The sequence below is a fragment of the Lysobacter sp. CA199 genome, from assembly GCF_052078715.1.
Lineage (GTDB): Bacteria > Pseudomonadota > Gammaproteobacteria > Xanthomonadales > Xanthomonadaceae > Lysobacter.
The window spans coordinates 172,633-198,603 of the sequence record NZ_JBQJIL010000011.1; the positions used below are offsets into that span (position 1 = coordinate 172,633).

22 protein-coding genes and 1 pseudogene are annotated in these 25,971 nt (G+C 68.1%); 13 read left to right on the plus strand and 10 right to left on the minus strand.

From position 1 onward, the window contains the following. Positions 1-7 precede the first annotated feature (7 nt). The 9 genes from kduD to ACTOWJ_RS20745 all read right to left on the minus strand — a co-directional run bounded on the left by kduD (position 8) and on the right by ACTOWJ_RS20745 (position 10,907). Positions 8-769, minus strand: a complete 762-nt coding sequence (kduD, locus tag ACTOWJ_RS20705; protein ID WP_441336503.1) for a 2-dehydro-3-deoxy-D-gluconate 5-dehydrogenase KduD — start codon at positions 767-769, stop codon at positions 8-10. A gap of 35 nt (positions 770-804) precedes the next feature. Continuing rightward, positions 805-1,653 carry a 5-dehydro-4-deoxy-D-glucuronate isomerase gene (kduI, locus tag ACTOWJ_RS20710; protein ID WP_441336504.1) on the minus strand — a complete coding sequence of 283 codons (849 nt, stop codon included), beginning with the start codon at positions 1,651-1,653 and terminating at the stop codon, positions 805-807. Positions 1,654-1,796: 143 nt separating this feature from the next. Continuing rightward, positions 1,797-2,849: a LacI family DNA-binding transcriptional regulator gene (locus ACTOWJ_RS20715; protein WP_441336505.1), complete on the minus strand. Its 1,053-nt coding sequence runs from the start codon at positions 2,847-2,849 to the stop codon at positions 1,797-1,799. 153 nt (positions 2,850-3,002) lie between these two features. Next, positions 3,003-4,286, minus strand: coding sequence for a TRAP transporter large permease (locus ACTOWJ_RS20720; RefSeq protein ID WP_441336506.1), 1,284 nt, complete (start codon positions 4,284-4,286; stop codon positions 3,003-3,005). 1 nt (position 4,287) lies between these two features. Further along, a complete protein-coding gene (locus ACTOWJ_RS20725; protein ID WP_441336507.1) occupies positions 4,288-4,806 on the minus strand; it encodes a TRAP transporter small permease in 519 nt (172 codons plus the stop codon). A 10-nt stretch (positions 4,807-4,816) separates the two neighbouring features. Next, a complete protein-coding gene (locus tag ACTOWJ_RS20730) occupies positions 4,817-5,818 on the minus strand; it encodes a TRAP transporter substrate-binding protein (protein WP_441336508.1) in 1,002 nt (333 codons plus the stop codon). A 40-nt stretch (positions 5,819-5,858) separates the two neighbouring features. Further along, positions 5,859-6,677 (minus strand): 2-keto-4-pentenoate hydratase, encoded by an 819-nt coding sequence (locus tag ACTOWJ_RS20735; protein WP_441336509.1) that lies wholly within the window; start codon positions 6,675-6,677, stop codon positions 5,859-5,861. A 61-nt stretch (positions 6,678-6,738) separates the two neighbouring features. After that, a complete protein-coding gene (locus ACTOWJ_RS20740; protein WP_441336510.1) occupies positions 6,739-8,037 on the minus strand; it encodes an alginate lyase family protein in 1,299 nt (432 codons plus the stop codon). Next, the gene (locus ACTOWJ_RS20745) at positions 8,037-10,907 is read right to left on the minus strand and encodes a TonB-dependent receptor (protein WP_441336511.1); all 2,871 of its coding nucleotides are present in this window, start codon (positions 10,905-10,907) and stop codon (positions 8,037-8,039) included. Before ACTOWJ_RS20745 ends, ACTOWJ_RS20740 begins: the two co-directional genes overlap by 1 nt. Before the next feature lie 455 nt (positions 10,908-11,362). On the opposite strand from ACTOWJ_RS20745, the gene ACTOWJ_RS20750 reads away from it, so the two are divergent. From ACTOWJ_RS20750 to ACTOWJ_RS20790, 9 genes are all read left to right on the plus strand, one after another. After that, a complete protein-coding gene (locus tag ACTOWJ_RS20750; protein WP_441336512.1) occupies positions 11,363-13,117 on the plus strand; it encodes a glycosyl hydrolase family 28-related protein in 1,755 nt (584 codons plus the stop codon). 32 nt (positions 13,118-13,149) lie between these two features. Beyond that, positions 13,150-14,169, plus strand: coding sequence for a sugar kinase (locus ACTOWJ_RS20755; protein ID WP_441336513.1), 1,020 nt, complete (start codon positions 13,150-13,152; stop codon positions 14,167-14,169). Between the two features lie 78 nt (positions 14,170-14,247). Then, positions 14,248-14,391, plus strand: a complete 144-nt coding sequence (locus tag ACTOWJ_RS20760) for a hypothetical protein (protein WP_441336514.1) — start codon at positions 14,248-14,250, stop codon at positions 14,389-14,391. Between the two features lie 267 nt (positions 14,392-14,658). Beyond that, positions 14,659-15,240 (plus strand): anthranilate synthase component II, encoded by a 582-nt coding sequence (locus tag ACTOWJ_RS20765; protein ID WP_441336515.1) that lies wholly within the window; start codon positions 14,659-14,661, stop codon positions 15,238-15,240. Positions 15,241-15,277: 37 nt separating this feature from the next. After that, positions 15,278-15,682, plus strand: coding sequence for a hypothetical protein (locus ACTOWJ_RS20770; protein WP_441336516.1), 405 nt, complete (start codon positions 15,278-15,280; stop codon positions 15,680-15,682). Positions 15,683-15,854: 172 nt separating this feature from the next. Further along, positions 15,855-16,889, plus strand: a complete 1,035-nt coding sequence (gene trpD, locus ACTOWJ_RS20775) for an anthranilate phosphoribosyltransferase (protein WP_441336517.1) — start codon at positions 15,855-15,857, stop codon at positions 16,887-16,889. Positions 16,890-17,102: 213 nt separating this feature from the next. Continuing rightward, positions 17,103-17,462, plus strand: coding sequence for an antibiotic biosynthesis monooxygenase family protein (locus ACTOWJ_RS20780; protein ID WP_441336518.1), 360 nt, complete (start codon positions 17,103-17,105; stop codon positions 17,460-17,462). Positions 17,463-17,469: 7 nt separating this feature from the next. After that, positions 17,470-18,660 (plus strand): beta-aspartyl-peptidase, encoded by a 1,191-nt coding sequence (gene iadA, locus ACTOWJ_RS20785; protein WP_441336519.1) that lies wholly within the window; start codon positions 17,470-17,472, stop codon positions 18,658-18,660. 31 nt (positions 18,661-18,691) lie between these two features. Next, positions 18,692-19,537: a cyanophycinase gene (locus ACTOWJ_RS20790; protein ID WP_441336520.1), complete on the plus strand. Its 846-nt coding sequence runs from the start codon at positions 18,692-18,694 to the stop codon at positions 19,535-19,537. Here ACTOWJ_RS20790 and ACTOWJ_RS20795 read toward each other — a convergent pair. Further along, positions 19,485-19,697 (minus strand): annotated as a pseudogene (locus ACTOWJ_RS20795) (hypothetical protein); the annotation flags it as partial. The gene ACTOWJ_RS20790 and the pseudogene ACTOWJ_RS20795 overlap by 53 nt on opposite strands. Positions 19,698-19,714: 17 nt before the next feature. Between ACTOWJ_RS20795 and cphA the strand changes: the two are divergent. From cphA to ACTOWJ_RS20815, 4 genes are read left to right on the plus strand one after another with little or no spacing between them, the layout of a single operon-like run. After that, positions 19,715-22,504, plus strand: a complete 2,790-nt coding sequence (gene cphA, locus ACTOWJ_RS20800) for a cyanophycin synthetase (protein WP_441336521.1) — start codon at positions 19,715-19,717, stop codon at positions 22,502-22,504. Between the two features lie 4 nt (positions 22,505-22,508). Then, positions 22,509-24,332: a Mur ligase family protein gene (locus ACTOWJ_RS20805; RefSeq protein WP_441336522.1), complete on the plus strand. Its 1,824-nt coding sequence runs from the start codon at positions 22,509-22,511 to the stop codon at positions 24,330-24,332. A gap of 3 nt (positions 24,333-24,335) precedes the next feature. Further along, positions 24,336-25,127 carry an indole-3-glycerol phosphate synthase TrpC gene (gene trpC / locus ACTOWJ_RS20810; protein WP_441336523.1) on the plus strand — a complete coding sequence of 264 codons (792 nt, stop codon included), beginning with the start codon at positions 24,336-24,338 and terminating at the stop codon, positions 25,125-25,127. Further along, positions 25,124-25,921 carry a haloacid dehalogenase-like hydrolase gene (locus ACTOWJ_RS20815; RefSeq protein ID WP_441336524.1) on the plus strand — a complete coding sequence of 266 codons (798 nt, stop codon included), beginning with the start codon at positions 25,124-25,126 and terminating at the stop codon, positions 25,919-25,921. The genes trpC and ACTOWJ_RS20815 overlap by 4 nt, the downstream gene beginning before the upstream one ends. Positions 25,922-25,971 lie beyond the last annotated feature (50 nt).

Here is a 25,971-nt window from a genome sequence, read left to right on the forward strand (position 1 = left end):
TTCGCGATCAGCGCGCCAACCAACCGCCGTCGACCGGCAACACCGCGCCGTGCACGTAGTCGGCCGCCGCCGAGCACAGGAACACCACCGCGCCGCCGAGGTCGTCGGGCTGTCCCCAGCGTCCGGCTGGAATGCGGTCGAGGATCGCCTGATTGCGCTTTTCGTCCGTGCGCAGCGCCTCGGTGTTGTTGGTGGCGAAATAACCCGGCGCGATCGCGTTGACGTTGATGCCCTTGCCCGCCCATTCGTTGGCCAGCAGGCGGGTCAGCCCGAGTACGCCGGATTTGCTCGCCGTGTACGAGGCGACGCGGACGCCGCCCTGGAACGAGAGCATCGAGGCGATGTTGACGATCTTGCCGCCGCGCGCGTTCGCGCTCCAATGCCGGGCGACGGCCTGGGCCAGAAAGAACAAGGTTTTGAGGTTCACGCCCATCACCTGGTCCCAATCGTCCTCGGTGAAATCGAGCGCGTCGTTGCGGCGGATGGTGCCGGCGTTGTTGATCAGGATGTCGATGCGGCCGAGCTGCGCCAGTGCGCGGTCGACGATCGATTGCGCCGGCGCCGGCGTGTCCAGTGCGGCTTCGATCCAGATGCAGCGGCGACCGAGCGCGGTGACCGCTTCGATGGTCGCGTCCGGCGCGCTGCGGCCGACCGCGGCGATGTCCGCGCCGGCACGCGCCAAGGCCAGCGCGAGGCCCTGGCCGAGACCGGTGTTGGCGCCGGTGACCAGGGCGACCTGGCCGTGCAGGCTGAAGGGATGAGAGGCCATGAAGATTCCTGGGTTGGACGGCGGGCGTATCGCGCTTACTTGAGCTGGCAGATGTCGAGCACGTGCATGTCGGTGTAATCCAGGTTCTCGCCGCCCATCGCCCAGATGAAGCTGTAGTTGCTGGTGCCCGCGCCCATGTGGATCGACCACGGCGGCGAGATCACCGCTTCGCCGTCGGCGACGACGATGTGGCGCTGCGCGTCGGGTTCGCCCATGAAGTGGTAGACGCGGTCGTTGCCGCCCAGGTCGAAGTAGAAATAGATCTCCGAGCGGCGATCGTGCAGATGCGGCGGCATGGTGTTCCAGACGCTGCCGGACTTGAGCACGGTCAAGCCGAGCAGCAACTGCGACGAGGCGCAGGTGGCCGGCACGATGTACTGGTAGATCGTGCGTTCGTTGCTGGTCTCCAGTGCGCCGCGTTCGAGCGCAACCGCGTCGGCCAGGGCCAGCGGCTTGGTCTGAAAGCGCGCATGGGCCGGCGTGGAGGCGAGGTAGAAGCGCGCCGGATCGGCCGCGTCGTCGGATTCGAAGATCACCTGCGCGCTGCCCATCGCCACGTACAGGCCGTCCTTCGGCCCGAGCGCGTAGGCCACGCCGTCGACCGTGACCTTGCCGCTGCCGGCGCCGATGTTGATGACGCCGAGCTCGCGCCGCTCCAGGAACGGTTTGCCCGCGGCCGAGGCCGGTTCGGTCTGCGTCGGCAGCGCCACCGGGCCGGCGACCGGGCTGGCCCCGCCGATGACGAAGCGCTCGTTGTGCGAGTAGTTGAGCTGGACGGTGTCGGCGACGAACAGTCCGGACACCAGATAGCGCTCGCGCAGCTGATCGTTGCTGGCCTGATCCATCATGTCCGGGTGGGTGGCGTGGTAGGTCCTGCAGTACATCGCGACGGCTCCGTGGCGGCGTGGGAGGGCAGTTTAATCCCTTTGGAAACCGGTGTCATTTTGCGGCGCGGCAGCGCGGCGGACAGGCCGCGCGCGGCGGCCGGAGGCGTGACGATGGAATGCGGCGGCGCCGCGGGCGACGCTCAGGCCGGCGGCTGGCAGGAATCGCGCACGATCAGGTGCGGGCGGATGCTGACGTTGGTCAGCGCCGCGTTTTCCTCCGGCTGCAACAGCATCGATGCGGCCAGGCGGCCGGTGTCGCGGGTCGGTCGCCGCACCGTGGTCAACGCCGGCCACAGCCGCGAGGCCAGCGGGCTATCGTCGAAGCCGACCACCGACAATTGCTGCGGAATGCTGATGCCGGCGCGCATGGCGACCTTGTACACGCCGGCGGCCATCTCGTCGTTGCCGGTGAAGATCGCGCTGGGGCGGTCCTTGCCGGCGAGCAGCTTCTCGGCCGCGGCGACGCCGGATTCGAAGGTGTACGCCGCCTCGATGATGCGCGAGCGCGGCACCTTGACCCCATAGCGGTCGAGCGCGCCGAGAAAGCCCCCGGTGCGTTCGGGCGCGGAGCGATAACGGTTGGGGCCGGTGATCAGGGCGATGTCGCGATGGCCCAGGGCGTAGAGGTATTCGGCCGCCTCGGCGGCGCCGTCGCGGTCGTGGGTCACCACCATGCGCGACATCTGGTCCATCGCCACCGGCGCGATGCGCACGTAGCGGCAGCCGACTTCGCTGAGCATGTCGGCTAGGTCCTGGTCCTCGGACACGCGCGGTACCAGCAGCACGCCGTGCAGCTTCTGCTGGGTGACGAAGCGGCGCACGCCGTCGATGTAGTTGGCGGCGTGGCTGTCGCAGGGATGCACCACCAGTTCGAAACCCGAATCGCGGATGCCGTCGAGCGCGCCGTACTGCATGTTGACGATGTACTGCGCGGTCGGGTTGTCGTAGACCATGCCGATCAGGAACGAGCGGCGGAACGCCAGTCCGCGCGCCATCGGATCGGGCCGGTAGCCGATCTCGCGCATCAGCGCTTCGACCCGCTCGCGGGTGTCGGGCTTGACCAAGGGCGACTGGTTGATGATGCGCGAGACGGTTTTCTTCGAAACGCCGGAAAGCCGGGCGACGTCGTTGATGGTCGCGGCCTTGCCCGACGGCAGAGCGAGGGGGGAGGCCGCTTTCTTGCGAGCTGGCATGGGTCGGTCCGGACCGGGCGGTACTTGGGTCCGGACCACGATAACGGAATTGCGGGCGCTACAGGTCGCGCCGGCGTGACGGGCGTCGGCGAATGCGCCCGTTCCGGCACGCCCGTACCGACACGCCCGTGCCGGCGCGTCCCCGTCGACAGTTCAGCCGCGCAGCACCGCCGGCAACCACAGCGACAACTGCGGCACGAACGCCACCAGCAACAGCACCGCCAGCGCCGCCAGCCAGAACGGCCAGATCGTGCGCATGCTTTGCGCGATGGTGATCTTGCCGATCGCGGTGCCGATGAACAGCACCGAGCCCACCGGCGGGGTGACCAGGCCGATGCCGCCGGTCAACACCAGGATCAGGCCGAAATGGATCGGGTCGACGCCGTAGGCGCGCGCCACCGGCAGGAAGATCGGCGTGCAGATCAGGATCATCGGCGCCAGGTCCATGAAGGTGCCCAGCAGCAACAGCATCGCCACGATCAGCGCGATCACCATGGTCTTTTCCTGGGCGAACGAGCGCAGCAGTTCGACCGCCGCCGCCGGCACCTGCAGATAGGCCAGCAGCCAGCCGAACACCGCGGCGGTGGCGATCACGAACAAGATCACCCCGGTGGTGCGCGCGGCGTGGGCGACCGCGGCCAGGAACTCGGCGCGTCCCAGTTGGCGGTACAGCAGCGAAGTCACCAGCAGCGCGTAGACCACCGCGATCGCCGCGCTCTCCACCGCGGTGAAGATGCCGGCGCGGATGCCGACGAAGATCAGCGCGACCAGCCCCAATCCCGGCAAGGCCGAGACCAGGCGCGACAACACCGCGCGCATGCCCGGAAACGGTTCGACGCCGTAACCGCGCCGCCGCGCGATCACGTAGCCGGTCAGCATCATCGCCAGCGTCATCAGCAGCGCCGGCACGATTCCGGCGGCGAACAGATCGGCGATCGACAGGCCGCCGCCCGCCGCGGCCGAAAACAGGATCAGATTGTGCGAAGGCGGCACCAGCAACGCGACCAACGCTGCGGTGATGCTGACGTTGACGGCGAAGTCGCGATCGTAGCCGCGCTGTACCATCTGCGGAATCATGGTCCCGCCGACCGCGGACACGTCGGCGATCGCCGAGCCCGACACGCCGCCGAAGAACAGCGACGACAGCACGCTGACCTGGCCCAGGCCGCCGCGCATGCGTCCGACCAGCGAGGCGGCCAACGCGATCAGGCGTTCGGAGATGCCGCCGCGCAGCATCAGCTCGCCGGCGAAGATGAACAACGGAATCGCGATCAGCGAGGCCGATCCGCTGCCCGCCTGGATCTGCTGGACCAGCACCACCGATGGCAGATCCAGGTACAGCAAGGTCGCCAGCGCCGCCGCGCCGAGCGCGTAAGCCACCGGCACGCCGATCAGCAGCAACAGCGCGAACAGTCCCATCAACATCGCCACGGCCATGTCAGCGCGCCTCCGTCGTCGGCGCGCGCCAGGCCAGCGCCAGCCGATGCAGCGCGAACACCGTCATCAGGCCGCCGCCGATCGCCAGCGGCAGATAGTTGATGCTTTGCGGCAACGGCGCGCCGGCGGTCTTGATCGCCAGCCCGTCGAGCAGCAGCACCGCGCCCCACCACGCGATCACCGCGCCGAGCGCGGCCACGGTCAGCGCCGAGACGGCGTCGAGCGCTCGCCGCACGCCGGGACGGGTGTGTTCGGCGAGCAAGGTGAAGCCGAAGTGGCGGTTGCCGTGCACGCCAGCCGCGGCGCCCAGGCTCATCGCCGTGCTCAACAGCAACAACGTCACCGGTTCAGTCCAACTGGGAGAGTCGTTGATGACGTAGCGCGCGAACACTTGCCAGCCTTGCACGGCGACCAGGCCGAGCAGGGCGGCCGAAGCCGCGGCGACCGCGGCGGCGGACACTCGGTCGAGCGCGCGGTCGAGCTCGCGCTGCGCCGGGCCTGCGGGGACGGAGTCGGACATTCGGGCCTCCTCAGGCGAAGTCGCGAATGCGACGGAGCAGCGCATCGATCGCCGGCTGCTTGCGGTATTCGGTCAACAGCGGCGCGGCGGCACGGCGGAATGCGTCGAGATCGACGGCATTGACCCGCACGCCGTGGGCGATCACGGCCTTGCGCGCGGCGTCCTCCGACGCGTCCCACAGGCGCCGCATCACCGTCACCGAGGCGCGCGCGGTGTCGACGACAAGCGAGCGGTCGGCGGCCGACAGCGCCTGGAAACTGCGCCGCGACATCAGCAGCACATCCGGCGCGTAGGAATGTTCGCTCTGCGACCAGTAGCGCGCGGCCTCGAAATGGCGGCTGGACTGGAAGCTGCGCATGTTGTTCTCGGCGCCGTCGATCATGTGGGTTTCCATCGCCGAGAACGTCTCGCCGAGCGACATCGGAGTCGGGTTGGCGCCGAGCAGGCGCATCAGCTGGATGAAGATGTCCGAGCCGGCGACGCGCAGCTTGAGCCCGTGCAGGTCGGTCGGCGTCCGCAGCGGGCGCTTGGTGTTGTAGAAACAGCGCGCGCCGCTGTCGTAGATCGCCAGGCCGACCAGGTCGCGCGCCTGGAAGCCGCGCAGTACCTGTTCGCCGACGCCGCCGTCGAGGGCCCGGCGCAGATGCGCGACCGATTCGAACACGTAAGGCAGGCATAGCGCGCGGGTCAGCGGAAAGGCGTTGTTGAGCGCGCCCGAATAGACCCGGGTGAGGTCGATGGCGCCGAAGCGGGCCATGTCGATGGCTTCGCTCTCGCGGCCGAGCTGGCCGGAGTGGTACATCCGCAGGCGCAGTCTGCCGCCGGTCTGGCGTTCGAGCTGCTCGCCGATCCAGCGCACCGCCTGTACGGTCGGATAGTCGGCGATGTGCACGTCGCTGGCGGTCAGCAGGCGTGCGTCGGCCGGCGCCGCGACGTCGGCGATCGCGCGCGCCCACGGCGCGAGCGCTGCGCCGCTCAACGCCGCGCCGATGAAAGCTCTGCGTGTGCTCATGCGATCTCCGCCCGCTCCGGGCCCGCCGTGCGATGAGCGATCACGCGCTCACCGCGCGGCACAGGATCCGGCCATGGTCGCCGAACGCGATTCGTGCCGTTTCGCCGACGCGGATGTCGTGGATGCCGGTGGCGTTGCCGGTGGCGATCAGGTCGCCGCGGCGCAGCGGACGGCCGCGTTGCGCCGACCGGGCCAGGGCGAAGGCGAAGGCCTGACGCAGCCCGCCCGGCAGGTGCGGCGCGCCGCCGCGGCCCACTTGCCGGTCTTCGATGAAGGTTTCCGCGATCAGTCCGGTTTCGTCGAGCGTCTGCCAGTCCGGGATCCGCGCGCCGAGCACCAGGCCGTTGTTGTTGCCGAAATCCGACACCACCACGCACGGCCCGAGCTGGTTGATGCTGGCCAGGGGACTGCTGGCGACCTCGACTCCGATCCACAGGCTGGCCGGATGCGCCAGCGCCTGCGCCGGCGTCCACTGCGTCTGTTCGGGCGGCGCGTCGGCTTCCAGACGCAGCACGTACTCGGCTTCGACCGCGGCGAAGCCGCCTTCGAACACCGGGATGTCGATCGCGCGCTCGGCCGAGGACGACCGTTGCAGGCCGCGTTGGAAGATCGGGCCGAGCAGGCGTTCGTCGCCCGAACCGTCGCGGCGCTCCGGCGCGATGAAGCCGACTTTCCAGCCGACCAGACGGTCCTGCCAACGGGCGATGGCGTAGTCCTGGACGTGATAAGCGCGCAGCAGGTCCGGCGGAATCTCGCCGGGAAACTCCGCCAGCGGGCGCGCGTGCCGACGCGCGTGCACGAGCGCCTCGGCGATCGCTCGCAACGATGCATCGCTCGGATCGGTGGGGCTGTGATTCAAGCGGTGTTCTCCAGCGTGATGACGATTCGCCCGGTCCGGCGAGTGGGGGAGGGGTGAGGGTTCATTGCGGGACCTCGCTCGCGCCCGCGGCGTCGGGCGGCGCGGGGATCAGCAGATGGATCGGATCGGCGGCGTTGCGATCGCGATAGCGCGCCGCGCCGCGCAGATAGGCCGGAGTAGGCCATTGCCAGGCCGCGCGGCGCAGGACTTCGATCATCTCGACGCTTTCGGACTTGTCGATTTCCGGGTACGGCCAATGGCTTTCGCGTCCCGCATAGGGCAGCAGGAAATCCACGGCGGCGCGCAGGGACTGGCCGCGCGCTCCGCGGTACTCCCATAGATCCACACCGAGGCAACGGCCGGCGTCGGCCAGATCGAAGGCGGCCGCCAAAGTCCAGGTGACGTAATGCAGCGAACGCGTGCGCTTGAGTTCCAACGGCAGACGGCCGTCCTCGTCGATCTGGGTATCGATGCGTCGCGCGCGCGCCTGCGCCGCGACGTCGCGCGCGAACGCGTCCTGGCGAGCGAACAAGGCGAAGTGAACGATGAGCGTGTCGTAATACAGGCCGTGGTTGTTGGCCGCCGCGCGTTCCTCGATGCCGATCGTGCTGGTGTCCATCCAGCGCACCAGTTCGGCGAACCAGATTTCCAGCGCGGCGTGTTCCTTGTCGCTGAGCGCACCGCTCGCGCGCAGCAGGCCGACCGATTCGACCACGCGCGCCAACCGGTGCGCGTCGATCACGCCCTCGGCGCGTCCGGCCACGCGGCCCGGTATCGCCTGGGCATGATCGAAGTTCGGATTCATGCGCGTGGCCGGATCGAGAAACCAGGTCCGCAGCAATTGCCCGGCCTTGTCGGCATACGGCTTGCGGCCGGTGAAATAGTGAGCCAGCGCGAGCGCGCGCACGTCGGCGCTCATGTGTTCCAGATCGCCGACGTCGAACGCGTCGCCGTCGCGCTCTGGATTGAAGCGGCCGTCGCGGCGGATGTAGGGCAGGCCGTCGGGCCGGTCCGGATCGGGCCACCAGTACGGCCCCATGCTGGTGTAGTCGTGCATGTCGCCGCTGGCCGGCGCGCGGGTCTTGTCGACCACGGTGTAAGGTTTCTCGCGCGCCAGGGCCGCGTCGGCATGGGCGAGCAAGGCCTTGCTCGCCGGCGCCAGAGTCTTGTCGCGATAGAAACCGGCCTTGATCGCGCTCAGCCGATCCGGCCGCCACAGGAAGGTGCGGCGACCGCCGAAGTCGTCGCTGAAACCTTGCGAGCCGCGGCACACCGGCGCGTCGGCCGCATGCGCGCACGCGGCCGTGCTCAACGCAGCCAGCGCCAGCCAATGTCGCGCGCGATGCCAGCGGCCGTCCATCAGTACTTGAATCTCACGCCGAGGAAGTAGCTGGTGCCGAAGTAGCTGCTCTCGGCGATGCTGCCGTCGACCGGGCGATACATCACCTGATGCTCATTGCCGATGTTGATCGCCTGGAACTTCAGCTGCACGTGCGCATTGAGATCGTAGGACGCGGACAGATCGAGATAGCCGGCGTCGTCGGCCACGCGCAGCGCGGTCAGGCCCGAGGGCTTGAAGTAGTCGGACCGGTACTTGTAGATCAGGCGCAGCGACAGCCCGCCGCGCTCGTAGTACACGGTCGCCGAGCCGGTGTGCTTGGACAGGCCGGGAATGCCGACCGGATCGGTGAAGTCGGCCAGCGGCAGGGTGGGTTCGGTCGCGGACGGATCGTCGTACTTGAAATCGCTGTCGGCGTAGCTGTAATTGAGCTGCACGCCGAGTCCGTCGAACGGCGCGGGCAGCGAAGTGAAGGCGTGGTTGGCGCCGACCTCGAAGCCGCGCAGGTAAGAAGCGGCCGAGCTGTTGGTCTGTTGCGCGACCGGCACGGTGTAGCTGACGCCGTCGATCACGAAGGTTTCGTTGAGGCTGCCGCGGTTGGCCGGCACCGAGGCCGCCTTGAGTCGCTTGTAGAACAACGCCAGCGAATAACTGGTGTCGGGGTTGGGGTAGTACTCCAGCGACAAGTCCGCGTTCCAGGCTTCCAGCGGCTCCAGGCGCGGATTGCCGCCGGACGCGCCCGCCAGCGCTTCTTCCGGCGTGGCCGCGCTGCCGTCGGTGATCAACACGCGGCCTGCGCCGAGGTCTTCGATGTTGCTGCGCGCGATCGCCTTGTACAGGCCGCCGCGCAGGAACAGGTTCTCGCGCAGTTCCAGGTTGGCGTTGAAGCTGGGCAGCACGTTGTTGTAGCTGTGCTCGAGCTCGATCGGATCGAAGCTGCCGGCGACCGGGTCGAGCCGGTACGAAGCCACGCCGGTGATCGGATCGCGTGTGGTCACCAGCCGGTACGCGCCGCGATAACCCTTGGAAGTGATCTTGTTGTCGACGAAGCGCACGCCGACATTGCCGGTCAGCGCATGCCCCGCCAGTTCGGTGCTGAAACTGCCCATCACGTACGCCGCGCGGATGCGTTCGTTGATGTCCAGGTCGCCGGCGCTGCGGGTATCGGCCGGCGCGCCGCGATCGTCGGTGCCGGTGAAGGCGCGGTACAGGCAGCGGGTGTCGAACTGCGCCCAACTGCGCAGGTTGGTGTCGCTGTCCTCGCCCCAGTCGCGGACCAGGTTGCCGGTGCGGCAATTGGCGTTGCCGGCCAGGGTGTTCGCGGTCGGAATGCTTTCCAGGTTGTTCTCGTTTTCCAGATCGGTGACCCGGTCGTGGTCGGACAGGCGCACGCCGGCCTTGATCTGATTCCACACGCCGTAGCGGTCGTAGCTCATGTCGAAACGCGCGGCGCGGATTTCGTCGACCCGGTCTTCCTCGATCCGGCGGGCGAAGGCGTTGCCGGTGTAGGCGTCGTGGTTGTTCAGGTCGATCGGATTCAAGAAGCCGATGATCGGGATATCGCTGCTGGCCTGGTCGAAGGTGTAGGCGACTCGGCCGCTCGGGCCGAACAGGGTATTGCTGCGCAGGCGCGAAGACAGGTCGAGCTGGTTGCGATGGGTACGCGAATAGGACAGGTCGCCGCTCAGGGTCAAGGCATCGGTGGCCTTGAAACTCGCCGACAGGCCGCCGCCGCCGTAGCGTTCTTCGCGGTTGCGCACAGTGGCGATGTTCTCCAGAAAGCTGTTGCCGGTGTAGCGCAGCAGGGCGCCGTCGGCGCTGACCTCGCTGGGCGCGATGCCGCGCCGGCCCTCGGCGATCACCAGATCGTGCCGGTCCTCGAAGGACTCGCGCTTGGACAGCTGCAGATCGAAGTTGACGTCCCAGCGATCGTTCGGGCGCCATTGCACGGCGCCGACGAAGGCGCTGCGCTTGTCTTGCGTATCGAGTTGGCGGAAGTTGAATTGGTTGGGGACGAAGTAGGCCGGATTGCCGCTGCCAGCGGCGTAACTGCAATTGCCGGCCGCGGCGCTGGTGACCGAGCTCGGCGTGGTGTTGATCGTGTTGCAGGGGCGATAGGCCGACGAGGCGGTGTAGAAATCTTCCGGCGCGGTCGAATCGGTCGCGGCCAGGCCCAGAGCGACGCCGACCTTGCCCAGGCCGGTGTCGAACTGATCGATATACGAGGCCGACAGGCGCGAACCCGGATCGGCACCGGCCTTGTCCGCGTACGGCAGGTAGTTGGCGCGGCCTTCGATCTGGATGCGCTGCTTGCCGTAATCGAGCGGCCGCGCGGTACGCAGCTCGATCACCCCGGAGATGCCGCCTTCGACGAAATCGGCCTGCTGCGTCTTGTAGACCAGCACGCCGTTGGTGAGTTCGGACGGGAACTGCTGGAACGAGACCGCGCGGTCGCCGCTGCCGCTGGACACCTCGCGGCCGTTGAGGGTGGAAAAGCCGAGGAACGGGCCGAGGCCGCGGATCGAGATTTCCGAGGCCGAGCCCTTGAAGCGATCGGCGGTGACACCGGCCACGCGTTCCAGCGTTTCGCCGACCGAGTTGTCCGGCAACGCGCCGATCTCGTCGTTGACCACCGCATCGACGATGACCGTGGCCTCGCGCTTGACCAGGCTGGAGTTCTGTTGAGTAGCGCGCATACCGGTCACGGTGACGGCGTCGAGGGTGACCGAGTCGGCTCGCGCAGCCTCGGCGGTGGCCGGGGTCTGCGCATCGGTGGGCCGGGCGGTGGTGTCGGCCGTGGTCTGTGCGTTGGCGGCCGGCCAGTACAGCGCGGCGCAGACCGCCCAGGCCAATAGGGTAACCGGTGTCTTTACAGGACATTGCTTCGACATGTGCGCTTCCCCTCCCGAAGTAAGCGGATATGGCTGGTTTCGTGCCCCAGCCGGCCCCAGGCCCAATGCGATGGATCCACCTCTTCAGGGTGAAATGACACCGATGGTCATTTGAGTCTAGCAACGACTTTGGCGGCATTGCATCTTGCGCTGCACCACGACGCCGCAGGGTTGCGTCGTCAGGCGATGGGGCGAGTCGTCGCGTCGATGCGGTCGTTAAAGTCCATGAATTAACGGGGTATTTGCCCAGAAATTCGACCTGCTGGCGATTCCGGCGAGGATTGCCGCAGCGCCGACGGCCCGATCCGGGCCCGCTCGCGCCCCGGCCATTGATGCTGCAGCGCAGGCTTTGCTAGGGTATTTATGGCCATCGGTGTCATTTCGGTCCTGCGGCGTGAGTCGCTGCATCCCTGTCGCCGCCGATCCATGCTGTCGCCGCCTGTCGAGGAGTCCCCATGCCTGCGTTGTACTTCCGTTTTCGAGGCTCGTTCCGGCGCCCATTGCCGGGCTTGGGCCTGGGCGTACTGCTGACGATGGCCGCCGCTGCCGCGCCGGCCGCTACCGGAGTCGCCCTGCTCGACGATCCCGCCGTGGCCTGTGCTCATCCGTTGCCCGACTTCTCCTACGCTGGCTACGGCTTCGGGCTTGCGCCGTTGCCGCGCCCGGCCGGCCGGCTGATCGACGTGCGCGATTACGGCGCCAAGGCCGACGACGAGATCGACGATTCCAAGGCCCTTCTCAAGGCATTCGCCGCCGCCCACGCGGCCGCCGGCCCGGTGATCGTGCAGTTGCCGCCGGGCCGGCTGATCCTCAGCGAAGTGCTGCGCATCGAGCGCGGAGATTTCGTATTGCGCGGCCACGGCCCGGGTCGCGGCGGCAGCGAGCTCTATATTCCGCGTCCGCTTCGGCTGGTCGATCGCGGCCACGACCTGGACGAGTTGCGCGCCTACCTGGACAAGTACGACAAGCGCCAGGTCGAACCCGAGCGCAACATCGACCTGCGTTTCTCCGAATATTCCTGGAGCGGCGGTTTCGTGTGGATCCAGAAGCCCGGCACGCGCCCGGCCGCGTACTTGCCCGAGCACGATCCGCCCTCGGCGGCGTCGCGGCTGGCCTGGGTGCGTTCGGGCCAGCGCGGGCAACGCCAATTGCGGGTCGATTCGACCCGGCAACTGGCCGTCGGCGCAGTGGTGCAACTGCGCTGGTTCAACCGCGACGGCAAGAACGGCGCCCTGCTTAAGGCGCTGTACGGCGACACCGAGCTTGAGATCGGCTCGCATCATTGGACCTTTCCCGACCGGCCGTTGGTGCGTCAGAGCACCCGCATCGTCGCCATCGACGGCGACACGGTCACCGTGGCCGACCCGCTGCTGCACGACGCCGGCGGCGCCTTGCGCGCCGACCTCGGCGCCTGGGAGCACCTGCGCGAGGTCGGCATCGAAGATCTCGCGATCGCGTTTCCCGCCGGCACCAGCTTCGGCCATCATCTGGAACAGGGCTACAACGCCATCTATCTGACCAGCGTATTCGACGGCTGGGTGCGCGACGTGCGCATCGCCAATTCCGACAGCGGCATCCTCACCGGCAACAGCGCCAGCGTGACCATCGCCGATGTGACCACCGAGGGCGAGCGCGCCGCGCATTACGCGGTGCATATCGGCAACGTGCACAACGTCCTGGTCTCGGACCTGCGCGTGCTCAATCCGGTGGTGCATCCGCTGAGCATCAACACCCAGGCCAGCAAGAGCGTGTTCCTGCGCGCGCAGGTGTTCGGCGAGCCGGCCATCGACCAGCACGCCGGCGCCAATCACCAGAACCTGTTCGACCAGCTCAGCCTGCACGTGCGCGCGCGGCGCGACGACAAGGGCGCGTGGTATCCGTTGTGGAACGGCAGCGGCGCCGGTTACTGGGAGCCCGGGCACGGGCGCTTCAACACCCATTGGAATCTGCGCGTGCAGGTCGAGGCCGGCGCGACGGCGGAGGAAACCGTGCGCCTGGTCGGCGGCGCCGAAGGTCCGGACGCGCGCGTGGTCGGCGTCGCCGGCAATCGCCGCTTCCAGGTCGATTACTTTCCTCGGCCTTATCTGGAAGGCGTCAACACCACCCTGGCGGTGCCGTCGCTGTACCAGTATCAGTTGCAGCGTCGGCGCGAGGGCGCGGTGGACGCGAACGCGTGTCCGCCGGCCGGCGCGCGTTCGGCGTCGCGATGACAGCTTCCCGTTCACCCGTACGAGATCCCGCCATGCCCGCACGAATCGTCTGTTTCGGTGAACTGCTGCTGCGGCTCGGCGCGCCCGACAGGCAACTGCTGTTGCAGGCGCCACACTTGGACGTTCACGTCGGCGGCGCCGAAGCCAACGTCGCCGTGGCGCTGGCACACTACGGCCACGACGCGCGCATGGTCGGCGCGGTGGCCGACAACGCGCTCGGCGCAGCGGCCTTGGGCGAACTGCGCCGGCACGGTGTCGACGTCGCCGGTGTGCGGCGCGCGGCCGGGCGCATGGGCCTGTATTTCCTGACCCAGGGCGCGCTGCACCGGCCCAGCGAAGTGCTGTACGACCGCGCCGGTTCGGCATTCGCGCAACAGACCGGCGACGCGTTGGATTGGCCGGCGCTGCTGGCCGGCGCCGATTGGCTGCACCTGTCGGGCATCACTCCCGCGCTCGGCGCGAACGCGGCTGCAGCGGCGTTGGCGGCGGTGCGCACGGCCGTCGCCGCGGGCGTGCGAGTGTCGTTCGACGGCAACTACCGGCCGGCGTTGTGGGCCGGGAGCGAGGCGACGGCGGCGCCGCTGCTGCGCGAATTGATCGCTCATGCCGAGGTGTTGTTCGCCAGCGATCGCGATATGCAGGTGGTGCTCGGCAACGGGTATGCGCAGGCCGATGCGGCCGATCGCTTCGCCGCCGCCGCGGCCGATGCCTTCGCCGCGTTCCCGCGGCTGCGGCGGATGGCCGCGACGCTGCGGGTCGCGCACAGCGTCGAGCGCCAGGACTTGGCCGCGATCCACGCGCAAGCCGGTGGCGGCGTGTTCGTCGCCGACTCCTATTCGTTGTCCGGCATCGTCGACCGCATCGGCACCGGCGACGCCTTCGCCGCCGGCGTGCTGCACGGCGAACTGGCCGGCCTGGGTGCCGCAGACGGCCTGTGCTTCGGCCTCGCCGCGGCCTGCCTCAAGCACTCGATCCCGGGCGATTTCGCCCCGCTGAGCGCGCGCCAGGTGCAGGCGCTGGTCGACGACGACAGCCTGGACGTACGCCGCTGACCGGCGCGGCCGCATGCGCCGCGGTACGGCGCGCGCGGCCCGGTCGCGCGGCGGCCGAACTGCGGTTACAGTAGCCGCATGAGCGTTCCCGCGAATCCGCAGATGTCCCGCAAGGCCGGCCAGGGCTGGCGATGGTGGCGTACCGCCTCCGTCTCCGTGCCGCCGTCTTCCGAGGATTTTCTGCGTGACATCGCCAACGATTTCAGCCCCCGCGGCCGCTGAGCGCCGCCGGCGCCCGCCTCCCGCGGCCGCGCGCCTTCCCGATACCGCCTGCTTCGTCCGAACCTCCGCGTCGCCGCGCGACGGCGATTCCTGCCGCCTATCACTGCCCCGGCGCGGCCGTGGACGGGATAATGGCGGGCTTGTGCGCGCGGTCCGGCCGGGGTGGCGACGATCGTTCACCGATGCGCGAACCGAGACCGTTCCCGCCGCCGCGCGTCGCGCAAGCGTTGCAGACCTTCCAGGCACCACCCGCATTCGAGGCGCGTCATGTCCGTTCTGATGATCGACAACTACGACAGCTTTACCTACAACCTCGTCCAATACCTGCAGACCCTCGGCGCGGAGGTGCGGGTGATCCGCAACGACGAGCTGTCGGTGGACCGGATCGAGGCGCTCGCGCCCGAACGCATCGTGATTTCGCCCGGCCCGTGCACGCCCGATCAGGCCGGCGTGTCGCTGGATGTAATCCGCCGGCTCGGCGCGCACACGCCGATCCTGGGCGTGTGCCTGGGCCATCAGAGCCTGGGCCAGGCCTATGGCGGTCAGGTGATCCGGGCCAAGCGGATCATGCACGGCAAGACCTCTGCGATCCGGCATGAAGGCCACGGCGTGTTCGCCGGCTTGCCCGACCGCTACGAGGCCACGCGTTATCACTCGCTGGTGGTCGAACGCGAAACCCTGCCCGAAGCGCTGGAGGTCACCGCCTGGACCGAATACGAAGACGGCGGCTTCGAGGAAATCATGGGACTGCGCCATCGCGAACATCCGGTGGAGGGCGTGCAATTCCATCCCGAGTCGATCAAGACCGAGCACGGGCATGCGTTGCTGCGGAATTTCCTGCAGCGATGAAGCCCCCGCCGACGCTCGGGTACCGGAGGCTGGGAGCATGATTTGGTTCGATGCTGCGCTGGAGGAGCCCGTGAGCGCAGAAGCTTTGCGCCGAAGCTTGTCGACGATGCTCGATACGGGCTACGACGGCGTGAGTGTGATCGATGACATCGCGCAAACCCGATTCGAAGATCCGGTGACTTGCTTGACGGATCTGCGTCCGAGGGGCTCGTTTTCTCAAGTCATCTCGATCTATCAGGAACCCATGCCGACGAGTCTGAGTATTCTCGATGGGGCCAGCCGCCTGGCGCAGCTGTTGCAGGTGCGCATGCTGATAGCCAATGACGAAACGGTGGACCCGTACTCCTTCATTCTCGTCTCGAAGGCAGGTGCGACGGCCGCAGTCCAGATCGATATGGAAGCATTGGATCAGCATGATCGCTATGTCATCGTCGAGCCTTGACATGGGGCGATTTCCGATCCGGACGGCGAGCGCGGAAATCCGTTGTTGCGGATTGATGTGCGCGGTTGCGGCCAGGCCGAGGCCGCCCTCGTCCGCTTCGCCCCAACGATGGCGAGGCTGAGCCGCCGGACTCCGCGATCGACTTTCCACCAAAATTCAGGTTTTCCAGCCCATGCCTCTGACTCCGCAAGAAGCCCTGCAACGCACCATCGAGCACCGCGAGATCTTCCACGACGAAATGGTCGATCTGATGCGCACCATCATGCGCGGCGAGGTCTCGCCGACCATGACCGCGGCGATCCTGACCGGATTGCGCGTCAAGAAGGAAACCATCGGCGAAATCGCCGGCGCGGCGACCGTGTTGCGCGAGTTCGCGCGGCCGGTGCAGGTCGCCGATAGAGCCCATCTAGTCGACATCGTCGGCACCGGCGGCGACGGCGCGCACACCTTCAATATTTCCACCGCGAGCATGTTCGTGGTCGCCGCCAGCGGCGCCAAGGTCGCCAAGCACGGCAACCGCAGCGTGTCGTCCAAATCCGGCAGCGCCGATGTGCTCGAAGCGTTGGGCGCGGCGATCGAGTTGCAGCCCGAGCAGGTCGGCCGTTGCATCGAACAGGCCGGCATCGGCTTCATGTTCGCGCCGGTGCATCACCCGGCGATGAAGGTGGTCGCGCCGGTGCGGCGCGAAATGGGCGTGCGCACCTTGTTCAATATTCTCGGGCCGCTGACCAATCCCGCCGATGCGCCGAGCATCCTGATGGGCGTCTTCCATCCCGATCTGGTCGGCATCCAGGTGCGCGTGCTGCAGGAACTGGGCGCACAGCGCGCGCTGGTGGTGTGGGGGCGCGACGGCATGGACGAGCTCTCGCTCGGCGCCGGTTCGCTGGTCGGCGAACTGCGCGACGGCGTGGTGCGCGAATACGAGGTGCATCCGGAGGATTTCGGCATCGCCATGGCGGCCAGCCGCAATCTGCGGGTCAACGATGCGGCCGAGTCGAAAGTGTTGCTGTTGCAGGCGTTGGAGAACCGCGACGGCTTGCCGCGGGAAATCGTGGCGCTGAACTCCGGCGCGGCTTTGTACGTGGCCGGCGTTGCCGAGAGCATCGCCGAAGGCATCGAACTAGCGCGCAAATCGCTCGCCTCCGGCGCGGCGCGGGCCAAGCTTGATGAGTTTGTTGCGTTGACTCAGCGGTTGGCGGCGGGTTGATTGGGTGGGGGAAGAGCAAAGGCGAATCCCCCCTGGGCCCCTTTTTCAAAGAGGGAATTGCAGGCGCTGCGGTCGAGAGTTACACGCGCATGCCGTGTTGAGCCGAGCCAAGATATGACCACCCGCATCGCTCTCCCCCATCCCGTGCTGTTCCCCCCTTTGAAAAAGGGGGGCAGGGGGGATTCGCTTTTTAACTGTTAAAACGAGCCAGCCATGTCAGCCAGCTTCGCCACCCTGCCCAAGCCGCCGTACTACGCGGTGATCTTCAGCTCGCTGCGCACCGACGAGGGCGACGCCGCCTACGGCGAGGCCGCCGAGCGCATGGTCGAACTGGCCGCGCAGCAGCCCGGTTACCTCGGTGTGGAGTCCACCCGCGGCGCCGACGGCTTCGGAATCACCGTGAGCTACTGGGCCGACGAGGCCTCGATCCTGGCCTGGAAGCGCAATCTGGAGCACGCCGCCACCCGCGAGCGCGGCCGCAAGGAGTGGTACGCGCAGTTCGAACTGCGTGTGGCCCAGGTCGAACGCGCTTATGGTTGGAGCCAACCCGCGCGCGGCCAGGCCCATGAGTGAGACCCCGATGACCGACCCCCTCAGCGGCGAACCCGCGCTGCGCCTGATCCGCAATGCGCAGGTCTACGCGCCGCACGCCCTGGGCCTGCAGAACCTGCTGCTCGGCGGCGGCAAGATCCTGTGGATGGGCACCGATGCCCCGGTCCTGCCGCCGCAACTTCAGGCCGAAACCATCGACCTGCAGGGCCGGCGGCTGATTCCCGGCCTGATCGACGGCCACGTCCACGTCACCGGCGGCGGCGGCGAAGCCGGCTTCCGCACCCGCGTGCCGGCGCCGATGCTATCGCGCTACACCCGCGCCGGCGTGACCAGCGTGGTCGGCCTGCTCGGCACCGACGACGTGGCGCGCGGTACCCGCGAGCTTGTCGCCAACATCTACGCCCTGCGCGAGGAAGGCCTCAACGCCTGGGGCTATTGCGGCGGCTACCACCTGCCGCCGGCGACGCTGACCGGCAGCGTGCGGGCCGATGTGGCCTTCATCGAACCGTTGATCGGGGTGGGCGAGGTCGCGATCAGCGATCACCGCTCCAGCCAACCGACCCTGGACGAACTGCTGAAACTCGCGTCCGAGGCCCACGTCGCCGGGTTGATGACCGGCAAGGCCGGCATCGTCCACCTGCACCTGGGCGACGGCGCACGCGGCCTGGAACTGGTGCGGCAGGCGCTGGAGATCAGCGAGCTGCCGGCGCGGGTGTTCAACCCGACCCACGTCAACCGGCGCAAGGCGTTGTTCGCCGAAGCCGTCGAGTTGGCCAAGCGCGGCTGCCACATCGACCTGACTGCGTTCCCGGTCGAGGAGGGCGAAGACGCCTGGACCGCCGAGGAGGCGCTGATCCGCTACCTCGACAGCGGCGCGCCGCCCGAGCGAATCAGCGTCAGCTCCGACGCCGGCGGCTGCCTGGCCTGTTTCGATGAACAAGGCCGGATGTGCGGGATGGGCGTGGGCGAATCGGGCGCCTTGCTCGAATGCCTGAACGCGCTGCTCGCGCGCGGCGTCGACCTGGAGCGCGCGCTGCCGGCGTTCACCCTCAACCCGGCCCGGCTGCTGCGCCTGAACGGCAAGGGCCTGATCGCCGCCGGCGCCGACGCCGACCTGGTCGCGCTGGACGAAAACGGCGCCGCATCCGATGTGTTCATCGCCGGCCGGCCGCATCTGCGCGACGGCGCGGTGCTGCGGCGTGGTAATTTCGAAGCCTGATTCCAAGAACGATCAAAGCGAGTACGTACGGATGTCACCAAGCAGAATCCCCGACGGCGAAGAGCGGGGCTGGATCGTTCCGATTGGCGGGGCCGAAGACAAGGAAAACGGAGCGGCGATACTGCAGCGATTCCTCGACCTGTGCGGCGGCGACGGCGCCGACATCGTGGTGATTCCCACCGCCAGCCGCATGCCCGACACCGGCGACCGCTACGAAAAACTGTTCACCGATCTCGGCGCCAACCGGGTCGAGGCGATGGATTTCGATACTCGGCGCGATTGCTTCGAGCCCAACCGGATCAAGCGGATCGAGCAGGCGAGCGGTATTTTCTTCACCGGCGGCAATCAACTGCGCATCTCCACCATGCTCGGCGGCACGCCGATTGCGCAGGCGATCCGCGCGCAGAATGCACGCGGCGTGGCCGTGGGCGGTACCAGCGCGGGTGCGAGCATCCTCAGCGAGCACATGATCGCGTACGGCACCGAGGGCTCCTCGCCGCGCGCCGACAGCGTCCGGCTGGCGCCCGGCCTGGGTTTGACCAACCGGGTGGTGATCGACCAGCACTTCCGTCAGCGCGACCGCCTGGGCCGCCTGGTCGCGGCGTTGGCCTACAACCCGTTCGCGATCGGTATCGGCCTGGACGAGGACACCGCGGCGTTCATCTCGCCGGACAACACCATCGAGGTGGAAGGCAGCGGTTCGGTTACCGTGGTCGATGCCGACGGGCTGCAGTTCTCGTCGATGCACATGGTCGGGGAGGACGAACCGGTTTGCCTGCTTGGATTGGGCGTGCACATCCTGACCAAAGGCGCTACGTTCAACCTCAATACCCGCAAGGCATCCGCGGGTTCGCTGGCCGCGTCCAAGTCCGCCTGATCCGAATCGGTTTGGTTCGAACTGGCTCGGTTCGAATCGGCTTGGTTCGAATTGGCTTGGTTCGAATCCGCCTGATTCGAATCGCTTGATCTAAATCCGACTGATTCAAATCTGCATGATCCAAGTCCACATGATCCAAGTCCACATGATCCAATCCACATGAACTGAGGTCACCGCATGCGCATTCTCGATCGTTCCGTCTACGTCGGTCCTTCGCTGTATGCGCATTTTCCGGTCATACGGCTGGAGCTCGACCTGCAAGCGCTGGAAGCCTGGCCGACCGCGCGACTGGGCCCGTCGTTCATCGACGCACTGGTCGAGGCCTTGCCGGGGTTGGCCGAACACGGCTGCTCTTATCGCGAACCTGGCGGTTTCGTGCGGCGCATGCGCGAGGACGAGGGCACCTGGCTCGGCCATGTGCTCGAACACGTGGCGATCGAACTGCAGAACGTCGCCGGCGAGAACGTCACCTTCGGCAAGACCCGCAGCGTCGGCGACGACCGTCCCGGCGTGTACTCGGTGGTCTACGAATACGCGCAGCGCGACGAAGGCATCGCCGCGGGCGAACTGGGCATCAAGCTGCTGTGCTCGTTGCTGCCGGCGGACATTCGCCCGGCCGGCAGCGTGCCGGAAGACTGGGCATGGGAAAGCGCGCGCGACGCTTTCATCCGCTACGCCCAGCGCCGCGCGCTCGGGCCTTCGACCGCCTCGCTGGTGCGCGCGGCCGAGGAGCGCAATATTCCGTGGCTGCGGCTCAATACCCAGTCGCTGGTGCAGTTCGGCCACGGCAAGTATCAGCAGCGAATTCAGGCGACGGTGACGGGAAAGACTTCGCACATCGCGGTGGAGTTGGCCAGCGACAAGGAAGAGACCAACAAGATTCTCGCTTCGCTCGGCTTGCCGGTTCCGCGGCAGGAGTTGGTCACCGATTCCAGCGGCGCGATCCGCGCGGCGAAGAAACTCGGCGGCTCGGTCGTGACCAAGCCGTACAACGGCAACCACGGTCGCGGCATCACCATCGATATTTCCAGCGACGAGGACATCCGCGCCGGCTTCGAAGCCGCGCGCGAGCATTCGCGTTCGGTGATCGTGGAAACCTTCGTCGGCGGCGACGATCACCGCCTGCTGGTGATCAACGGCGAGCTGATCGCCGCGACCAAGCGCACGCCGGGGCATGTGGTCGGCGACGGCAAGTCGACGATCGCCGAGTTGGTCGAGGTGGTGAACCAGGATCCGCGGCGTGGCGTCGGTCATGAGAAAGTGCTTACGCGCCTGGAGCTGGACTCGCAGGCCGCGCTGATGATGGAGCGCGTCGGCTATACCGCCGCTTCGATTCCGAAAGACGGCGAGATCGTCTACCTGCGCTCGACCGCCAACCTGTCCACCGGCGGCACCGCCACCGACGTCACCGACATCATCCATCCCGACAACCGCGACATGGCCGTGCGCGCGGTGCGCGCGATCGGTCTGGACGTGGGCGGCGTGGATTTCATCTCGCCCAATATCGCCGAGAGCTACAAGAACATCGGCGGTGGCATCTGCGAGATCAACGCCGCACCGGGTTTCCGCATGCACGTCGCGCCCAGCGAGGGCACGCCGCGCGACGCCGCCGGTCCGGTGATCGACATGCTGTTCGCGCCCGGCGCGCCCACGCGCGTGCCAATCGCCGCGATCACCGGCACCAACGGCAAGACCACCACCGCGCGCATGCTCGCCCACATCACCAAGCTGGGCGGCTACACGCCAGGGCTGACCACCACCGACGGCGTCTACATCGACGGCCAGCGCACGGTCGAAGGCGACATGACCGGGCCGGTGTCCGCGCGCATGGTCTTGTCGGATCCGCACGTCGACATCGCCGTGCTGGAAACCGCGCGCGGCGGCCTGCTGCGCGCCGGCATGGGCGTGTCGGAGGTCAACGTCGGCGCGGTGCTCAACATTCAGTCCGATCACCTCGGGCTCAAGGGCATCGACACTTTGGAACAACTGGCGCAGATCAAGCGCGTGGTGGTGGAAGTGGCCACCGATTGCGCGGTGCTCAACGCCGACGATCCGCACGTGCTCAAGATGTCGGCCTACACCGACGCCAAGGTGATCTGCTACGTCACCATGAACCCCTCGCACGCGCTGGTGCGCGAGCACATCCGCGCCGGCGGCCGCGCCTGCGCGCTGGAGGCCGGCATCAACGGCCACATGATCACCCTGTACGACAAGGGCAGCCATATCCCGCTGCTGTGGACGCATCTGATTCCGGCGACGATGGAAGGCCGGGCCCTGCACAACGTGCAGAACGCGATGGTGGCCGCGGCGATGGCGTTCTCGCTCGGTATCAAGCTCGATGCGATCCGCCACGGCCTGCGCACCTTCGACACGACGTTCTTCCAGGCCCCGGGCCGGATGAACGTCTACAACGAGCATCCGTTCAAGGTGCTGATGGACTACGGCCACAACGCGCATGCGGTGGGCGTGATGGCCGATCTGGCCCAGCGTCTGGACGTGACCGGCCGCCGCATCGTGGTGCTGGCCGGCCCGGGCGACCGCCGCGACGAAGACCTGCACGCGATCGCCGAGGCCGTCGCCGGCCGTTTCGATCACTACATCTGCCGCCGCGACGATTCCCTGCGCGGTCGCGATGGCGACGAGGTGCCGCGGATCATCTCCAAGGCGCTGCTGTCGCTCGGGGTGGCCGAGTCACAGCTTTCGATCATTCCCGACGAGCAGAAGGCGGTCGACGCCGCCTTGCGCATGGGTCAGGCCGGCGATCTGGTGCTGGTGTTCGCCGATGCGCTGGCGCGCTCGTGGAAGCAGATCATCCACTTCAAGCCCGAAGGCGTGGTGGCGGCGGTGGCGCAGCGGGCCGAATTGCCGCCGCTGGAGCCGGTGCTGGACGAGGCCGTGTTCGCGGCGATGACCGGCGTGGTGCGCGACGAACGCGGGCTGCGTCTTGAGCGCGAAGAGAGCGATTGAGTCCGTGCCCAATCCTTCCGAAGACGATGCGGCGGCGTTCGCGCCGCCCGAATACGTCCACGCCTTCGACGATTCGCGCCGGCTGACCGGCGCGAATCTGTACTTCGATGTCGCCGGCGCCGCACTGGAAACCCGCGGCGGCCAGCCCGTGCCGCGCGAGTTGGCCGATTGGCGCCAGAACATCGCCGACGCGCGCGACGCGCTGCATTGGGCCGAAGGCCGGATCGTCGTGCGCGAACACGCCAGCGGCGCGTCGCTCGCATTCGCCGCGCCGATCGATCAGCTGTACGCCGCCACCGAAGTCAACGAATGGGCCTGGACCGACGCGGTCGGCGCAGCCGTGCAGCCGGCGCTGGCGCCGCACGCGCCGGGTTACGCGGCGTATTGGGACCGCGGCGATGCGCTGCGCACCTTGCGCGCGCTCGCCCAGGCCGAGGCGCGCCCGGACCTGATCGAACTGCTCGAACAAGCCCGGGCGCACGGCTTGCCGGCTTACAGCGACGACGACGCGCTGTCGATCGGCGAGGGCGCCGGCAGCCAGACCTGGCCGCTGGACGGTCTGCCCGGTTCGACCCAGGTGCCATGGCCGCGCCTGCATGCGATTCCGACCGCCGTGGTGACCGGTTCCAACGGCAAGACCACCAGCGTGCGCCTGCTCGCGGCGATGGCGCGCGCGCAGGGCTGGATCACCGCCTACAGCAGCACCGACGGTCTGTTCGTCGACGGCGAACGCGTCGACAGCGGCGACTACTCCGGTCCGGTCGGCGCGCGCACCTTGCTGCGCCAGCCGAGCGTGCAGGCGGCGATCCTGGAAACCGCACGCGGCGGCATCCTGCGCCGCGGCGTGACCCCGCAACAGGCGCGGGTGGCCTTGGTCACCAACATCAGCCCGGATCATTTCGGCGAGTACGGCGTGCATTCGCTCGACGATCTGGCCCAGGTGAAGCTGACCGTGGCGCGGGCGCTCGGCGACGACGGCGTGCTGGTGCTCAACGCCGACGATCCCTTGCTGTCGCAGCGGGCTTCGTCGCTGGCGCAGACGCTGGCCTGGTTCGCGCTCGACGATGCGCATCCGCGCCTGCAGGCGCATCGCGCGCAGGGCGGGGCGACCTGCGGCGTCGCTGCCGGGCGGTTGTGGTTGAGCCAGGGCGATGTGCGGCATGACCTGGGCGCGGTCGAGGACCTGCCGCTGACCCTCGGCGGCCGCGCCCGCTACAACCTCGCCAATCTGGCCGGCGCGGCGCTGGCGGCGGTGCACCTGGGTGTGGTCGTGGACCGCATCGCCGCGGTGCTGGCCGGTTTCGGTTCGCAACCCGGCGACAACCCCGGCCGTCTGCAGCGCTGGCGCTTCGGCGCGACCGAGGTCTATCTGGACTACGCCCACAACCCCGACGGCCTGCGCGGCCTGCTCGAGGTCGCGGCCCGGCGCGACGGCCGGCTCGGCATCGTGCTCGGTCAGGCCGGCAACCGTGAGGACGCCGATATCCGCGCCCTGGCCGGGGTGGTCGCCGACTTCGTCCCCGACCGGGTCGTGCTCAAGGACATCGAAAGCTTCCTGCGCGGCCGTGCTCCGGGCGAGGTCGCCGCGTTGCTGCGCCAGGAACTGCTGCGCCGGGGCCTGCCCGAAACCGCCCTGCAGGTCTGCCTGGACGAGGCCCGCGCGGCCGCCGAACTGCTGGAATGGGCGGCCGAGGGCGATGTGCTGGTGTTGCCGATTCACAATTCCGACGCCCGCGACGCGGTGGTCGCCTTGCTCGATCGGCTGCAACTGGGACAATGGCGCCCCGGCCTGCCCCTGGCAGACGAATCGATTGGCGAAACGGAGTAACCGATGACCGATGTCCTGCGCACGATCCTGGCCCGCAAGGTCGAGGAAATCGAACAACGCAGCCGCGTGCGCTCGCTGGCCGATCTGCGCGCGCGCGCCGCGGCGCAGCCGCCGGCGCGCGGTTTCGTCGATGCGATCAAGCGCAAGCACGCCTCGGGGGAGGCCGCGGTGATCGCCGAGGTCAAGAAAGCCAGCCCGTCCAAGGGCGTGATCCGCGCCGACTTCCGTCCGGCCGAGATCGCGCGCAGCTACGAAGCCGGCGGCGCGGCCTGCCTGTCGGTGCTGACCGACGTGGATTTCTTCCAGGGCAGCAACGCCTACCTGGGCGAGGCGCGCGCGGCCTGTTCGCTGCCGGCGCTGCGCAAGGACTTCACCATCGACCCGTATCAGATCTATGAAGCGCGCACGATCGGCGCCGACGCGATCTTGCTGATCGTCGCCGCGCTCGAAGACGGCCCGATGATCGAAATGGCCGGCTTGGCGATGGAGCTGGGCATGGACGTGCTGGTGGAAGTGCACGACATCGACGAGCTCGAACGCGCGCTGCAGACCGATTGCGAGCTGATCGGGGTCAATAACCGCAACCTGCGCACCTTCGAGGTGTCGCTGGACACCAGCATCGCCTTGCGCGCGGCGGTGCCGCGCGACCGCACCCTGGTCACCGAAAGCGGCATCGCCAGCGTGGCCGATGTCGCCCGCATGCGTGCCGCCGGCATCGACACCTTCCTCGTCGGCGAAAGCTTCATGCGCGAACGCGACCCCGGCAGCGCGCTGCAACGTCTGTTCGCGGCATGAGCGGGGGCGGGCCGGTGGTGTCTCAGGCGCCGTTGGCGCAGGCGATCGCCGCTTCGGCGCCGCTGTCGTCGGCTCGATTCCCGTCGGTGCGTGCCGATGCGCCGCTGATCGTGTTCGATTTCGATCACACCCTCTACGACGGCGACTCGGGCAGCCATCTGTTCGCCTGGCTGATCAAGCGCTCGTGGTGGCGCATGGCGCTGGCATTGTCGATCGTGCCGGTCGCCGGGCCGATGGTGGCCTGGCTCAAGACCCGCCGCGTCGGCATTTCCGCCTTCGTCTGGATCGGCACCATCGGCATGCACCGCGCCGGCAATCTGGATGCGGCGATCGACCGTTACGTGGGGTTGCACACCGCGCAGATCCGCGAACGGTTGCTGCCGATCGCGTTGGACGTGCTGCATCACCACCGCCAGCTGGGCGATCAGGTGGTCATCGCCACCGGCGCGCCGCCGGAACTGGCGCGGGCGATCCTGGCCTTCGTCGCGCACGAAGACGTGCCGGTGGTCGGCACCCTGGTCGGCCCGCGCCTGGGCGCGCTCGGCGCGCGCCGCCACTGCCATTCGCGGATGAAGATGACCATGCTGCGCGAAGCCGGCTTCGCCGCGCCGGTGGAAATGGCCTATTCCGACAGCAGCGCCGATCTGCCGCTGCTGCAGGCCGCGCGCAAACCGGTAGTGGTCAACCCCAAGCGCCAGCGCGTAGATTTCTTCCGCCGTGTGCTGCCGGCGGGGACGCCGATCCTCAACTGGGGTTGCCCCGGGCGCGGCGGCGAACCGGTCGGTTCGCCGTAAATCCGCCCGAACTTCAGCGAACCGTCGGAATAGCCGCAGCGGCGAGGTCT